Origin of the sequence: Paulownia witches'-broom phytoplasma, assembly GCF_019396865.1 — a bacterium.
GTDB classification, from domain to species: domain Bacteria; phylum Bacillota_I; class Bacilli_A; order Acholeplasmatales; family Acholeplasmataceae; genus Phytoplasma; species Phytoplasma asteris.
On the sequence record NZ_CP066882.1, the window covers coordinates 566717 to 580526 of the forward strand.

Here is a 13810-nt window from a genome sequence, read left to right on the forward strand (position 1 = left end):
AATTTGATTAAATTATTTTAAATTCAATATTTTTAATTAATTTTGCTGTCTAATTATTGGACGGCTTTTGTTGTTGGGAAAAAATAAATAAAATTATTTATAAATTTTAAAAACTTAAAAAAACTTTAAATTATTAAAATTATTAATGCTATAATATAAGTAATAAGAAAAAGATTTTTTTTAAAAAGAAACAATATTTTGAAAAAACTCAGTAATCGCCTACAAAAAACCCCTTGATTTTTATCTTTGATGGTTTGTTTGTATTTGTCAAGCGTTTGGTTTAAAACGACTAACTCTTGTTCTAATTGTGGAATTTTATTTTCTTGGTGGATTTTAGTTAATTGACTTTTAATATCATTTAATTCAGATTGGATTTGATAATGACGACGATTGTAATAGTTAATTCCGTTTAAACCATCAAAGGTATAACGACATTCAATTTTAGTTTCGTCTTTGGGTTTATCTAAATATTGATTGAATCCTTCTCGCCATTGAGCGTATTGATTTTCACAAGCTGTTCGGAGTTTTTTCACTTGTTGATGATCGGGTTTTGTTTTTAATTTTAGTTGTAAGACTTCTTCGATATCAGAAGGCAAAATAACTCCGTGGTTTTGAGGGTTTTGTTGAGCCCATTTAGCGGTTTTTTTGTAAGCTTCTTCGATGATCGTGGTTAAATCACGGTTAGATAGGTTTTTGCCTTGACATAATTTGGGTAATCTCTTTTAAAGCTAAGAAAGTATGATAACTAATTTGATAAGGAACAATAATATGTTTTAAATAACCTTCAATTTCATGATCTTTTAAATGACCGATATAGATTTCTTTACTGAAACGACTGCGTAAAGCCGTATCAATTTTATGAAGGTTATTAGTCGCTCCCTTTAAGATAATTTTTTTATTACTACTATTAAAACCATCTAATTTATCTAATAAAGAGTATTAATCACATTGACTCCTCCTGAAGAAATGTTGGAATCATTACGATTTTCTAAACCTTCAATTTCATCAATAAAGATAATGGTTTTATCATGATTTTCTGCTTCTTGCCACACTTTCTCCACTTCTTTTTCCCCTTCACCAATGTATTTTTGTCGGAATTTGGAAGGAATTAAGTTAATAAAGTGAACATTAGCTTCGTCACAAAGCGCTTTGATTAAGAAGGTTTTGCCTGTTCCTGGTGGACCATAAAGTAAATAACCTTTGGGGCGGACTTGATCGAAGTTAATTAAAGATTGGTTGGTGCGAAAATAAGTTAATAAGTCTTCTAATTCTTCTTTTTCATTTTCCATACCATATACATCTTTGAATGTCACTTGTTTTTTAGTGTGAGGAAGAGGTTTGTTTTATTTTAAATGATTCAATTGGATAGTTAAATTTTTCTTTTGTTTTTCAAAAGCGAATTTTTGATCAGTTAAGAAAAGTTGAAAATCCTTGAAATTTTTGAATTCGGTTTGATTTTTTCGATATTCTTTTTGAGTTTTTAATTCTTCAATTCTTTTTTGATTAGCTTCCACATAATTAAGGACTTGATTTAATTGAAAAATTTGTTGCTGGAGGTTTTCTTGGGTTTGGTGTTGGGCTTTTTCTTGCGCTAATTTTTCTAATTCTTCTTGTTTTTCTTTTTGATTTTGGTTTAAAGCTTTTCTTTGTTCCATTAAATTATTTACTAAGGTTTGTTGAGTTTGTTGTTGGTTTTTCAATTCTGTTAATTGTTGTTTTTTTGGGTTTTCGTGCTTGGGGGTAATTGTGGGTTATTAGTTAATTCATTTTGCAGAGTTTTAATGTTGGCAATAATGTCGGTTAAAGTTTGAACATTTTCATCAATTTGGGTTTTTAAGGTGTGATCTTTTTGTTGGAGTTCTTGAATTTTGGCTTGTTCTAACTTGATTTGGTGGTCGATCTCTTGTTGTTGTGTTGATGGAGGTTTTTTAGTTAATGGTGGGTTTTTAGTTGGTGGGTGAGAATGGGTGATGCCAAAGATTAATAAAATCAAGAAACCTAAACTTAATAATCCGATCAAACTCAAATAAATTTTTTTTAATGTCATAGAGAACCTCCTTTCTTAGGTTTTTGAAAGAAAATAATTGGGTTATTTTAAAATTAAAGTTTTCGCTTTATCTTTGATGGTTTTGGAAAGTTTAAAAATGACTACTGTTTTGGCAAGGATTTTTAGTTTTTTCTTTGTTTTAGGGTTTCTACCGATGTAGGATTTTCTTGGTTTTAATTGGAATTTAACGATTTTAGAGGATAAAGACACTTCTTCATTTGATATGATTGCTTTAATTAGAGTATTCTCAAATGAGTTATAAAATTCTTCTGTTTTTGAAATTGAGGTTTTATTTACCTCAGCTATTTTTTTAATTAATTCTTTTTTTGTCATAATGATTTAACTCCTTTTTTGATTTTTTTTGAAAATTAATGTTATTTAAATTAAAATAGAGTTTCATATCCAATTGAATGATGGTAAATAATGGTGAAAATTTTTATTTCTACTCATAATTTTTAATAATGATTTCTTGATTGATGTTTTTATTGGTGAAATGATAGCTAGTTGTTGTTTTTATTTTGATGATGTTACAGTTTGAAAATAAATTAATAATTGGGGTTGTTTCGTAATTGGTATATAACCATTTGACTCCCCTTTTGGTTGCTTGGTGTAATTTCAAGGTTAATTGTTGATGATTAAGTAAAAGAAAATGGTTTTTGGTAAAACTATTTATCTTTAATCCCTTCATAGTAATATGGCGGATCGATAAAAAGAAAATCGCTTTGTTGACTATTGGGGATAACTTGACGAAAATCCATACAATATAAAACATGTTTTTTCTTTTGGAAATGTCTTTGGAATGTAACTAATTCGTTTAAATTGATGATGGGAGTTTTTTTGTTTGGGTTTATACCCAAAATTTGTTTTTAAATTACTTTGCTTATCATAACAAGTAATACCACGAAAAGCGTATTTATTTAAAACACAAAAGATGGCTGACCTGGTTAATTTTTTTCTTTTTTTTGGCATTTTGATTATATTGATTTAATAAATGCTTAAAAACTTGTTTTTGGTTCTTTTGGTTGTGATATTTTGGTAAATATAATTTTCTATGGCTTTGACCTTGTTAACAAAATGATGGGGATTTTGGAGACTTTGTTTCCACATAGTGATTAATTGGTGATCATTATCGTTTAAAATCGCTTTTGATGGTTTTAAGTAAAAATAAAGAACCCCGCTTCCTAAAAAGGTTCGTAATAGGTTTTAAATTTAGAAGGTAAATGAGCAATAATTTGTGGTAAAAGTTTTTTCTTACATCCAATCCAATTGATTTTCATCTTTCTTCTCCTTATTCCATAAATAAAATAAAAAGAAAATATCAGAAAAGATGGCGATTGTAGCGTTAAATTGTAATCCTAATTCAAAATTGAAAAATAAGGCCATGATATTACTGATGATGAAAAATAAATAGGGAATGGTTAATAAAATAGGATATCTTTTTTTTATTTTGTCTCCTTTATTTTTTTATTTCTTTTGGTGTCCTTACCAATAATTGTGTGTTTTTTTGAAATAAAAAACCCCTTTTGAAAAGGGGTTAGATGATTAAAGTTTATTTTGTTGTTATTAAATCTATTTTTTTAAAAAGGTAAAGTTTCTTGAGGTTTATTATCTAAAAAGATCACGTTTTGAAGAATAACTTTAGTGTTAGTTTTAGTTTGACCTTCATTTATTCGTATATTTTTGAATGGATAAAAGCCCTTCAAGATAAATTTTCGAACCTTTATGTAAATATTTCTTCATGTTTTCGGCTTGATTTCTAAAAACTACACAAGGGATAAATTGGGTTTTATCTTTCATGTTAAGAGCTAATTGAAAATCGATTTTAGGGATTTGTTCGTTATTACTGTTAATATATTGTTTTTCTAAATTATGGCTGAGACGGCCGATTAATTGAACTTTATTTAACATAATTTTATTTTTCCTTCTTTTTTGATATATTTTTTAATTTTTTCATTATTAAAACTTTTGAAAATAAATGTATTGGACGATTATCTAATTTGTTGATGTTGGAATCGTTTATTACTGTTGTTTCAAAAGTTTTATGTTTGGTTTTGATATAAAAAAAAGATTACTTTGAAAGTAATCTTTTTTTTTATTGTTTCAAATAACTAGTTTAACGTCATTACGGACGAGAAAGGTTAACGTTTTTTTTAATTTCTTGATAGCGATGTTTTTAATATTTTCTATTTGTTTTAAAGATAAATGGAGTTTTTCAGCGATTTCGGCGTTGGTATAACATCTTTGATAATCTTCATTGATATTCCTTAAAGGAACACCAAAACTTAAATGGATAATTTTGAATTCGGTTTCGCTTAATTTAGCTTTCATTTTTTTAAAAAATTTTCATGCTTAACTTGTTTTAACCATAATTGATGAGGATTTAGTTTATTTATTTGATATGGTTCACAAAAATCCTCTTGAAAAGAAAGATTATCCTTTTTATGATTTTTTTGTGGGATTGAAGGAGAATGGCTTTTTCTTATTATTTCTCTTATTTCCGATTTGATGGTTGGAGTAGCATAAGCGATAAAGTCATAACCTAAATCTTGGTAATGATTGAGGGCTTTGATTAATCCTAAAACCCATTCTTGGTATAAATCCTCTTTTTGAAGGACACGCGAATAATATTTAAATTGCTTAACTAATTTATTTACTAATGGCAAATGTAAATCTCGATTAATTGATTTCGTATTTCTAAATTCTTTTTGTTTTTTAAAAAATCTTTAAATAATTCTTCTCTTAACATTTAATCCCTTTCTAAAAACGTTTTTAGAAAAGATAAGAAATTATTTTTTTTAGTCTTTGAAACAAAAAAAACTAACTTAATAGTTAGTCTTCAAGAATTTTTAAAAAGTAATAAAAAGTGTCTAAAGTTTTGGAACAGTTCAGTTGCTTCGAAATTGTTATCTATTATTCCTTCAAAAAAATCTTTAGCTATTTCTAAAAAGGGTAGAATCTGTAGTACAATCACAAAAAGTAAGTTCTACTTGTTTAATTTCGTCTAATTGAGAAAGATCAAAAAAGAAAAAACCTTGTTCTACATTTGAATTAAAATGATAATCTAGCACATCGTTAAACATAGCAATTTTAGAACTTGGCAAAAATTCATCTTTAGCATCAAACCCAAAGCTAACTACTTTTTTAAAACCAGGAATTGGGACAAAATTACTTGCTATTAAAGCAGTATTTTTTATTAAATGATTTGCATTTACAAATTCTTTATATGAATGACAAGGAATGGGTTTGATTCCTGAAAGACCATAAAAAACTCTAGCATTATCTGAAAAAGTATTCCCATCGGAATGACGCCAATCAAATACATTATGTTTTTGAGAATAATCTTGGTTCATAATCATCAGGATTAAAAGCCATAACTTTAGAACTTGTAAATGAATAGAATAATATTAAAAATAAAAAACTAAATAATTGTAATTTCTTAAAATAAAGTTTTTTTAATAAAAACAATATAACCTCTTTTTAAATTTTATTTTATTATGTATTTTATATTTAGCATAATTAAAATATTAATTAAAAAAGATTGATTACTTTCATATAAACCACCACCATTTTATTGAATTTATAAAAATATATAAATCAATCAAATAATTATCTAGTTCACAACACATAATATAATCGTCCATAATTTCTTTATACATTATCGTGATGAATTATTTTTATTATATCATGTTTATAGCGTATTTATATAAATATTTAATAATATAAAATATTTAATTTTAGTGCCAAAAGTTATTTTTCTTTAAATAACAATGCAAAGCATGTTAAAATTTTAAAAACAGAAAGAAAAATTTGAAAAAACTACCAAACAAAAGACATATAATAAACCATTCATATTTTTTAGGAATTTGTTCTTTTACAAAAAGATCGAGATTTTCTAAAGTAATAGTCCACATTAAAATACCTATAATTAAATTAAAAAAAGACCACAATAAAGAAACAAAAATAGTCCATGGATTTTGTAAATTGATACCCAAACCAAATAAAGCTAATAATATTGTACCAAAAAAAGAAATCATAAAAGGATTTTGGTTTGCAAACGAAATTGAGGACTAAATTGAGTTTTTTTAATATTATATAAATAAGTGGCAAAAGCAACAATTAAGGAAGTTTCTATAATAGGGATTATGATCAACCAAAGACAAAGATTTTAAAAAAGGATCATTATTTAATTCCAAGAGAGTAGGGACAAAACCTATAAAAATAAAACCTGAAACTAAAGCAAATAATGAAATCCCAAATTTTAATAAAGGATTGAAAAGATAAAGCCCAATGCCTACAAGAAATGATGAAATTGCTAAAAATCAAACCCCAGGGCACCATTAAGATACCAAAATAAAGTTTTATTTTAGCATCTATATTATTTACTTTTAATAAATCATCAATAGCAAGTTGACAAAATGCAGAGATATCAATAATATAAATTTTTAATTTTAAAGATTTAATAAATTCTAAATATTTATAAATATTAGATTCGGTTTTGAAAAAAAGATAAGCAGATAACCCAACAAATACAAAAACACATGATAAAATAAAAAATTTAATAAAAAACAGTATTATGAGTTACTAATTTGATTTTTTTACTTAATTGGTAATTTTTTTTGATTTTTAATTTTTTCAATTTTTTCTTGTACTAAAAAAGTAATATCGTCATCAGGATTACGTGGTTTTAATATTTTTTTTACTCTTTTAGAAGGATCAATTAAGTATTCAAAAAAGCCCATATTAAATACCTCTTTTTTAGAATTTATAAGTTGTTTGTTTTCTAAAATAAATTTATGGCGAAAATGATTTAGGTTTGGGTTTGATTTGAAAGTTATATATTTGGAATAAAATAAGTTATTTTCTTTGGGATAGATTAGTGCAACAAAATAAAGGATAAGAGTAATGATAAATATTTATAACAATAAATATAATAAATTATGAATTAATTTTTTGTTAGAAATGATAAATTACAAAATTATAAAACACATAAGAAACAAAAAAAACAGCAAATTATTTATTACATTCGCATGTTTTATTTTCTTGTAACATGTTTTATAACCTCCTTTTTAATCTTTCCCTCATTGATATGTTTTTTTCTTACCAAAAAAACGCAAATGAATTTATTTTATTTTACCACTGAAAAGAAAGTTTGCAACACAAAAATACTTATTTTAGTATAAAAAGAAAGGAATTATGATAAAATTAAATGTTTTTTAAAACAAAAAAAGCTAGTTTAAAAACTAGTCTTTTTTTTTATTGTTGATTGTGTCTTAAAAATAAAAATCTTCATCTTGCAACGCCTCAGAGCGCATTTTTTGATAACCGTTTCCCTTCATAGAAAAGTTATCCATAGTTTTAGTCTCAGTATTAAGTCCATTAATGATAACAGGATTTACATTTTCGGATGGAAAAAAAGCATCAAATCCCAAATTCATTAAAGCTTTATTGGCATTATAACGCACAAATTTATTAACATCATCTTCTAAATTTAGTTTATGATAAATGGCATGGACTAAGGACGTTTGGGCTTGATAGAGTTGTTGCATCAAATCATCTAACCATGTTTTTAAAGTTTGTTGGGTAGGCTTATCAAACAGTTGATAAATTTCAGTTGCAAGACGCCCCACATAAACACCATGAATACTTTCATCACGAATAATTAAATTAATAATTTCTCCTGATTGCATCAATTTACCTTGACCATAAAAATATAAAGAATAGTAAAAACCACTGTAAAACAACCAAGTTTCTAAAAAAACCGATACTGCCATAGCTTGCCACTGAGTTTTTTTAAATTCCAATTCACTAAATTGCAAGGAGGATTGTTTTTTCAAATAAATTTGGTCTTCCAAAGCCTCATAAACTTTTACAATTACTTGCATCATAGTTTGAAGGCTTGTTTGCTGGTTGCCCCACAAAAAAAGTTGATTAATTTCTTTGTTAGTTAAATAGCTCATAAAAATATTAGAATAACTTTTAGCATGTACTGCATTTTCCATAGCTCCCATAAAATTAAGGGTAGCTTTTTTTTGGTGTTCATGTTCTTCTAACGAACGAGCAATAACAGGCATACCCAAATCACCTTGATAAGTATCTAAAAAAGTAAGAACTAAAAGATTGCGGGAATAAGCAGTTTTTTCTTCTAAGGTAAGTTCACTCCAAGCAGCAAGATCACCTTGCAAACTGATATCTTCAGGACGCCAAAATTGGCTTAAATTTTGTTCATAAAAAAAATGGGTATATTTGTCTTCTAACACATTCCAGTTAGCTCCTTGAAAAGGGCTTTTAGAAGTTGGGTGGGGTTGGGAATTTTTGGTTTTCATTGATTTACTCCTTTTTGCTTTTAGGGTTTTTGAATTTTTTAGTATAAATTAATTGGGATAAAATTGAAAGGGTTGTGATTTGGGATTGTAATTTGGAAAATAATGAAGGTATTTATTTTGATATAAAAAGGGTTGAGGCAAGAAATAATCGTTGTTAAGAATAAAAAAAGACTATCCATTTGATAGCCTTATTTTAGCAAAAACAAAATCACAAAAACCAAGTACGAGAAGCAATCAAAATTGCCTGAGATTTATAAATATAGTGTATTAATGAAAGTTTTATTCCATTAATTATTTTTTATTCGGTTTTATAGGGTGTTTTTAAACACCACAAGCCTCACATTCATTAATTTTTAGCTTTTGGGTTCGTGTGTAATAAAGGGTTTTTATCTTTTTATGATGAGCATAAAGATAGTATTTTTGTAATTCACGCGTAGTAATATCAGATGTAATACCAAGTTCAAACGAAATACCTTGATCAACGTGCTTTTGGGCAATGGCAATAACATCAATGAGGTCGTATTTGTTCATTTTATAAGCAGTGTTGTACATAAAGGAAGTTTGTTTTAAGGCAGGCATTGGACAGTAAGTTTTGGAGTTGCCATAGGTGCGTTCCTCTACTAATTGTTTTACAGGAGTCAAAGAAGGAGTTGCTCCCATAATGTATCCAATTGAGCCGTTTGGAGCCACTGCGAGGCGATGAGAATTGTAGAGCCCAAATTGCATAACATCTTGTTTGAGTTGGTGCCAATCGTTTTGCGTGGGCAAGGTGATGTTTTGGAACATTTTTTTGATTTTGGCAGTTTTGGGTAAAATTTCACCGCGATTGTCAAAATAACTACCATCAGCGTATTTGGATTGTTCAAAACGATAAAACTTTTTACCTGTGGTTTTAGCTTTATTGCAAGAATGAAGAAGGCTGTAAAAATTAACGGCATTGAAAAAAACATCAATTAAATCTTTGTTTTCTTCACTTCCAAAAGCAATGTAATTTTGAGCTAAAAAACCGTGATGACCCATAATTCCAAAACCTACACTGCGGTTAAGAAAATTAGCTTTGGCAACAGCTGGCACATAACTAATGTTAGTGTTTTCAGAAACACAGTTCATTACTTCCATCGCCATAAAAACAGTTTCTTGAATGGTATTGTTAGTAATCATGTTTCCCATGTGTCCTGATGCTAGATTACATGAAACGTCCATACCAATTTCGTCTTGTTGGGTTTGATGGTAATCTTTGTAATGTGAAGTGATAGTGGGTTGGAGGATTTCAGTACATAAATTAGAAAACTTGACTTTCAGATCGGAAGTGTTTGCTTGATTGGTGTTGTCGCAAAACATTAAGTAAGGATAGCCTGATTCGCCTTGCATGTGGGCAATAAGTTCTAAGAGTTGGCGTGGATTGATGGCTTTTTTTTGCACTTTGGGATTGGCAACTAAAATATCGTACCAATAGTCCATATCAACTGCGATGTCAGCAAAATTTTTGCCGTATTCTAAGAAAACAGTGTGCGGGAAAAAGGTATACATAACTTCGTTGTTGCGGGCAAGTTCAATCATTTTATTAGGAACTACAACGCCCAAAGATAAAGTTTTGACACGAACATCCTCGTCAGCGCTTAATTTTTTCGTACTTAAAAAATCAATGATATCGGAGTGAAAAACGTTCAAATAAACAGCGCCAGCACCTGTACGTTGTCCCATTTGATCAGCATAACGGAAACTGTGGTCTAATAATTTGCACACACCTACAACACCTTTACACACGCCTTTGATGCCTTTGATAGATTCACCTTTGGCACGCAAATTAGTGATGTTAATCGAAACGCCACCGCCAATTTTGGAAAGTTGCATCGAAAATTCATTAATGCGGGCAATGTCGTTTAAAGAGTCACCAGCTTCTAACAAAAAGCAAGAGACAAATTCGCCACGATGTTTTTTGCCTGTGTTGAGCAAAGTGGGAGTTGCAGGAGTAAAGTCTTGGTTGATTAAGGATACAATGAGGCGTTTGGCAATTTCAAAGTCACCTTTGGCATGATAAAGGGCGTTTACTGACAAGCGGTCTTCGTAGGTTTCTAAATAGTGTTGTTTGTTACGAGTTTTAAGAGCGTAATCGTGGTAAAATTTGAAAGCTCCCATAAAAGTTGGGAAAGTGAAATTTTTTTGGTAGGCAATTTGGTAGATTTCTTTAATTTGCGAGTGGGTGTATTTTTGCAAAAAAGCACTTTCATAATATTCGTTTTCTTGTAAAAAAGTTAATTTTTCTTGCAAAGTGGCAAAACGTTTTAGTTTGGGCAAAACTCCTTCTTGCAAAAAACTTTGTAAAGCTTCTTTATCTTTATTGAGGTCTTTGATGTTTCCTTGTTCGTCAATAATTTGATTGTTGAGTGTAATCCAAGGTGGCAAGACGGTTTTTTTTGGGGTGAGTGTTTGAAGTTGTGCTTGTGTTTGGGATTGATAAGAAGGCAATTTTTGGTCGTTACAATAGCAAGCAAGCCATTTTTTTAAAAAAGCTCTTTCTTCTGGCATGCCCGAACCTTCGAATTTGAGAACCAAAGGCACATTGTAAGTAGAAGCGATGGTGTCGCCTGCTTTGCCATAGTTTTTGCCCCAATTTTTATTGCCAGACACAGCAACACCTATTACTTTGGTAGCGTTTTTGTCTAAAAAAGTTTTGGCATCATCAGATACTTGTCCAAATTTCACACTGCGAGTAAGTAAAAAAACGTTTTCATCGGTTAATTTGGAAAGGGCATCTTGGATATGTTGAAAGGAAAAGTCTAAACTTTGAGCCATTTCATAAACTTGACCTTGAAAGAGACCATCATAAATAACTTTAATTTTTTTGGGAAATAAGGCTGGCATTAAAAACTCCTTTTGCTTCTTTGGCTTTTTTGTGATTTTTTTTGCAGTTTGATTTAATTCATATTTGCATTTCAATAATGCATTTCAGTTAATTTAATACATGAAAAAGTTAAAATTGTTTGAAATAAGTTAGCTTACTATCAAATATATTACGTATTTTAAATAATAAATTAAATTTGCATGCATTATATTATTATTCTAATAATATGTATTTTATATTAATATTATATCAAAAGAAAAAAATATAGCAGCATTAAATGGCTTAAAAAACATATTTTAGAAAAGGCTTATTCGTCAAAATAATTCGTCCCAGTATAGAATAAATATTTAAGCTACCAAACTATTTAGGTAATTGAGCAGATGCAAAATGAAAAACAAAGTAAGAAAAACATGAATGTAGGAGGGGATAAAACATGCAAATGGGCTTTTAGAAATGCAAGAAAACTCTTTAAAAAAAAGACCAACTCAAAAGTTGGTCTTTATATTATTAAAAAATATTAAGTTGTCTTAAAAAAATGAAACAGTTAGATCATCATCGTTATCGTCGTTGTTTTCGTAGTCATCATCGTCATTTTCATAAACAATTCCAATGTTTTCATCTTTACAATATTCTAATAAATTATTAACTTCATCATTAAGTGATTCAAACACATTTTTACTAATGTCATCTTTAAGTTTGTAAAAATAATGTTGAATTGATGATAAAAAGTAATTAATTTCTTCTTTGTCATCATCAGTTAAATTTTTTGAATGTTCGATTTCATCTGAAACTTCTACATTCCAAAAAATTTCATTTACAGCATCTAAAAATTCACGATAAATTAAATTTTTTGCTTCATCTAATAAATATGTTATTGGTGGCAAAAATTCTAATAATATTTTTTTGTTTGTTTTCATTTTTTATCTTCTTTACTTTTTTTAATTATTGATAAATAAATTTCATTATTAATAAATAAAACTTTTTATGTTGAGTTTTGATACAAAAAAAGATTACTTTGAAAGTAATCTGGTTTTTTTATTGTTTCGAATAACTGTTTAACGTCATTACGGACAAGCGATGGGTTTTAACGTTTTTTTAATTTTTTGATAGCGATGTTTTTAATATTTTCTATTTGTTTTAAAGATAAATTAAGTTTTTCAGCTATTTCGTTGTTGGTATAACATCTTTGATAATCTTCGTTGATATATTTCCTAAAGGAACACCAAAACTTAAATGGATAATTTTGAATTCGGTTTCGATTAATTTAGCTTTCATTTTTTTTAAAAAAATTTCATGATTAACTTGTTTGAGCCATAATTGATGGGGATTTAGTTTATTTATTTGATATGGTTCACAAAAATCTTCTTGAAAAGAAAGATTATCCTTTTTATGATTTTTTTGTGGGATTGAAGGAGAATGGCTTTTTCTTATTATTTCTCTTATTTCCGATTTGATGGTTGGAGTAGCATAAGCGATAAAGCCATAACCTAAATCTACATAATTATCTAAATCCTAAAACCCCTTCTTGGTATAAATCCTCTTTTTGAAGTACACGCGGATAATATTTAAATTGCTTAACTAATTTATTTACTAATGGCAAATGTAAATCGATTAGTTGATAACGAATTGTTAAATTCTTTTTATTTTTTAAAAAATCTTTAAATAATTCTTCTCTTAACATTTAATCCCTTTCTAAAAAACGTTTTTAGAAAAGATAAGAAATTATTTTTTTTAGTCTTAGAAAAGAAAAAAAGACTAACTTAATAGTTAGTCTTAAAGAAGTGTTTTTAAAAAATAAAAGTGTCTAAACTTTTGGAACAGTTCATAACCTCCTAATTTAATATGGTTTGTGAAATAGTTTTTTAAGAAACAGTTGTGTTTAAAATTGTAATGAACATGTTGCCTAATTTTGTTTATGGCCTGACCAGTTAGGTAGTTTATTTTCCTTACTAATTTTTGAATGCAAAATAAAAAAAGACCCTGAAGAGTCTTTGTAAATATTATGAAAAATAAAATTTTTATATTAAATTATTTTGTTTCTTCTAGAATTGTATTAAAGTTAGTTATTTTTTTGTTAATGTTTTTTTGTTTTATAATTTCTTTTTGAGATTCTAAATTTTCTATTTGTTTTTGTTTTTTTTCTAAAAATTCATTTATTAATATTTTTAAATCAGTAAGGTCTGATTCTAATTTTTTAATTTGTTTTTTCATTTCATTACAATTACTTTGATTTAGTTTTGTAATTTTATTTTGGGTTTGAAAAAATAAAAAAGTTTTAACAACAATAACATTAGATAAAATCATCATCGAAATATAAAACATATAAAGGATATATTTAGATAAATTTTTTCTTAAATCCATTTTTATAACCTATCTTATTTATTATTTCCTTTAATATTCATAATTGTTTCTGTTAATTTACCAATTTTTTTTATCTATTTTATTGAAATTGTCATTAGTTTCTTTTCTTAATTCATCTACTTTCTTTTCAACTTGATTAATATTGTTTTTTAGATGTTCACTGTTCAAATTAATATTTTCTTTTAAATTATTATGATTAGTAAAATAAAAAGCAATACCAATGGACATAATAAT

At 27.5% G+C, this 13810-nt stretch carries 12 protein-coding genes and 5 pseudogenes; 1 reads left to right on the plus strand and 16 read right to left on the minus strand.

All coding sequences use genetic code 11. The features are described 5' to 3' along the window. Window positions 1–125: 125 nt before the first annotated feature. The 12 genes and pseudogenes from HGD80_RS03030 to nrdE form a co-directional block, all read right to left on the minus strand. A pseudogene (locus HGD80_RS03030) lies at window positions 126–2047 on the minus strand (AAA family ATPase). A gap of 42 nt (window positions 2048–2089) precedes the next feature. After that, window positions 2090–2380, minus strand: coding sequence for an HU family DNA-binding protein (locus HGD80_RS03035; RefSeq protein WP_219474381.1), 291 nt, complete (start codon window positions 2378–2380; stop codon window positions 2090–2092). A 109-nt stretch (window positions 2381–2489) separates the two neighbouring features. Next, complete coding sequence (locus HGD80_RS05065; protein ID WP_225904306.1) at window positions 2490–2735, minus strand: hypothetical protein; 246 nt, start codon at window positions 2733–2735, stop codon at window positions 2490–2492. Next, entirely contained in the window at window positions 2713–2904 is a 192-nt protein-coding gene (locus HGD80_RS05070) for a DNA adenine methylase (RefSeq protein WP_225904307.1), read from the minus strand. Before HGD80_RS05070 ends, HGD80_RS05065 begins: the two co-directional genes overlap by 23 nt. A gap of 127 nt (window positions 2905–3031) precedes the next feature. After that, window positions 3032–3324, minus strand: a pseudogene (locus tag HGD80_RS05720) (DNA adenine methylase). A gap of 300 nt (window positions 3325–3624) precedes the next feature. Further along, window positions 3625–3955, minus strand: a pseudogene (locus HGD80_RS03055) (single-stranded DNA-binding protein). Window positions 3956–4147: 192 nt separating this feature from the next. Continuing rightward, a pseudogene (locus HGD80_RS03060) lies at window positions 4148–4793 on the minus strand (sigma-70 family RNA polymerase sigma factor). A gap of 184 nt (window positions 4794–4977) precedes the next feature. Beyond that, complete coding sequence (locus tag HGD80_RS03065; protein ID WP_219474384.1) at window positions 4978–5403, minus strand: hypothetical protein; 426 nt, start codon at window positions 5401–5403, stop codon at window positions 4978–4980. A gap of 423 nt (window positions 5404–5826) precedes the next feature. Further along, window positions 5827–6081 (minus strand): hypothetical protein, encoded by a 255-nt coding sequence (locus tag HGD80_RS03070; protein ID WP_219474386.1) that lies wholly within the window; start codon window positions 6079–6081, stop codon window positions 5827–5829. A gap of 561 nt (window positions 6082–6642) precedes the next feature. Then, window positions 6643–6786: a hypothetical protein gene (locus tag HGD80_RS03075; RefSeq protein ID WP_219474387.1), complete on the minus strand. Its 144-nt coding sequence runs from the start codon at window positions 6784–6786 to the stop codon at window positions 6643–6645. Between the two features lie 531 nt (window positions 6787–7317). Next, window positions 7318–8370: a class 1b ribonucleoside-diphosphate reductase subunit beta gene (gene nrdF / locus HGD80_RS03080; protein WP_011160430.1), complete on the minus strand. Its 1053-nt coding sequence runs from the start codon at window positions 8368–8370 to the stop codon at window positions 7318–7320. Between the two features lie 321 nt (window positions 8371–8691). Continuing rightward, window positions 8692–11235: a class 1b ribonucleoside-diphosphate reductase subunit alpha gene (nrdE, locus tag HGD80_RS03085; RefSeq protein ID WP_219475616.1), complete on the minus strand. Its 2544-nt coding sequence runs from the start codon at window positions 11233–11235 to the stop codon at window positions 8692–8694. Between the two features lie 360 nt (window positions 11236–11595). Between nrdE and HGD80_RS03090 the strand changes: the two genes are divergently transcribed. Further along, window positions 11596–11736, plus strand: a complete 141-nt coding sequence (locus HGD80_RS03090; RefSeq protein WP_219474389.1) for a hypothetical protein — start codon at window positions 11596–11598, stop codon at window positions 11734–11736. Between the two features lie 6 nt (window positions 11737–11742). On the opposite strand, the gene HGD80_RS03095 is transcribed toward HGD80_RS03090, so the two are convergent. The 4 genes and pseudogenes from HGD80_RS03095 to HGD80_RS03110 all read right to left on the minus strand — a co-directional run bounded on the left by HGD80_RS03095 (window position 11743) and on the right by HGD80_RS03110 (window position 13804). Next, entirely contained in the window at window positions 11743–12132 is a 390-nt protein-coding gene (locus HGD80_RS03095) for a hypothetical protein (RefSeq protein WP_219474391.1), read from the minus strand. 167 nt (window positions 12133–12299) lie between these two features. Next, a pseudogene (locus HGD80_RS03100) lies at window positions 12300–12896 on the minus strand (sigma-70 family RNA polymerase sigma factor). Window positions 12897–13243: 347 nt separating this feature from the next. Beyond that, window positions 13244–13537, minus strand: a complete 294-nt coding sequence (locus HGD80_RS03105; RefSeq protein WP_219474393.1) for a hypothetical protein — start codon at window positions 13535–13537, stop codon at window positions 13244–13246. Window positions 13538–13633: 96 nt separating this feature from the next. Then, window positions 13634–13804: a hypothetical protein gene (locus HGD80_RS03110; RefSeq protein WP_225904308.1), complete on the minus strand. Its 171-nt coding sequence runs from the start codon at window positions 13802–13804 to the stop codon at window positions 13634–13636. Window positions 13805–13810 lie beyond the last annotated feature (6 nt).

Excerpts from the sequence above, each read along its gene's own strand:
- HGD80_RS03110 (WP_225904308.1), bottom strand. The coding sequence starts at position 13,804 with ATGTCCATTGGTATTGCTTTTTATTTTACTAATCATAATAATTTAAAA.
- HGD80_RS03105 (WP_219474393.1), bottom strand. The coding sequence starts at position 13,537 with ATGTTTTATATTTCGATGATGATTTTATCTAATGTTATTGTTGTTAAA.
- HGD80_RS03065 (WP_219474384.1), bottom strand. The coding sequence starts at position 5,403 with ATGATTATGAACCAAGATTATTCTCAAAAACATAATGTATTTGATTGG.
- nrdF (WP_011160430.1), bottom strand. The coding sequence starts at position 8,370 with ATGAAAACCAAAAATTCCCAACCCCACCCAACTTCTAAAAGCCCTTTT.
- HGD80_RS03035 (WP_219474381.1), bottom strand. The coding sequence starts at position 2,380 with ATGACAAAAAAAGAATTAATTAAAAAAATAGCTGAGGTAAATAAAACC.
- HGD80_RS03095 (WP_219474391.1), bottom strand. The coding sequence starts at position 12,132 with ATGAAAACAAACAAAAAAATATTATTAGAATTTTTGCCACCAATAACA.
- HGD80_RS03070 (WP_219474386.1), bottom strand. The coding sequence starts at position 6,081 with ATGATTTCTTTTTTTGGTACAATATTATTAGCTTTATTTGGTTTGGGT.
- HGD80_RS03090 (WP_219474389.1), top strand. The coding sequence starts at position 11,596 with ATGCAAAATGAAAAACAAAGTAAGAAAAACATGAATGTAGGAGGGGAT.
- HGD80_RS03075 (WP_219474387.1), bottom strand. The coding sequence starts at position 6,786 with ATGGGCTTTTTTGAATACTTAATTGATCCTTCTAAAAGAGTAAAAAAA.
- nrdE (WP_219475616.1), bottom strand. The coding sequence starts at position 11,235 with ATGCCAGCCTTATTTCCCAAAAAAATTAAAGTTATTTATGATGGTCTC.
- HGD80_RS05065 (WP_225904306.1), bottom strand. The coding sequence starts at position 2,735 with ATGAAGGGATTAAAGATAAATAGTTTTACCAAAAACCATTTTCTTTTA.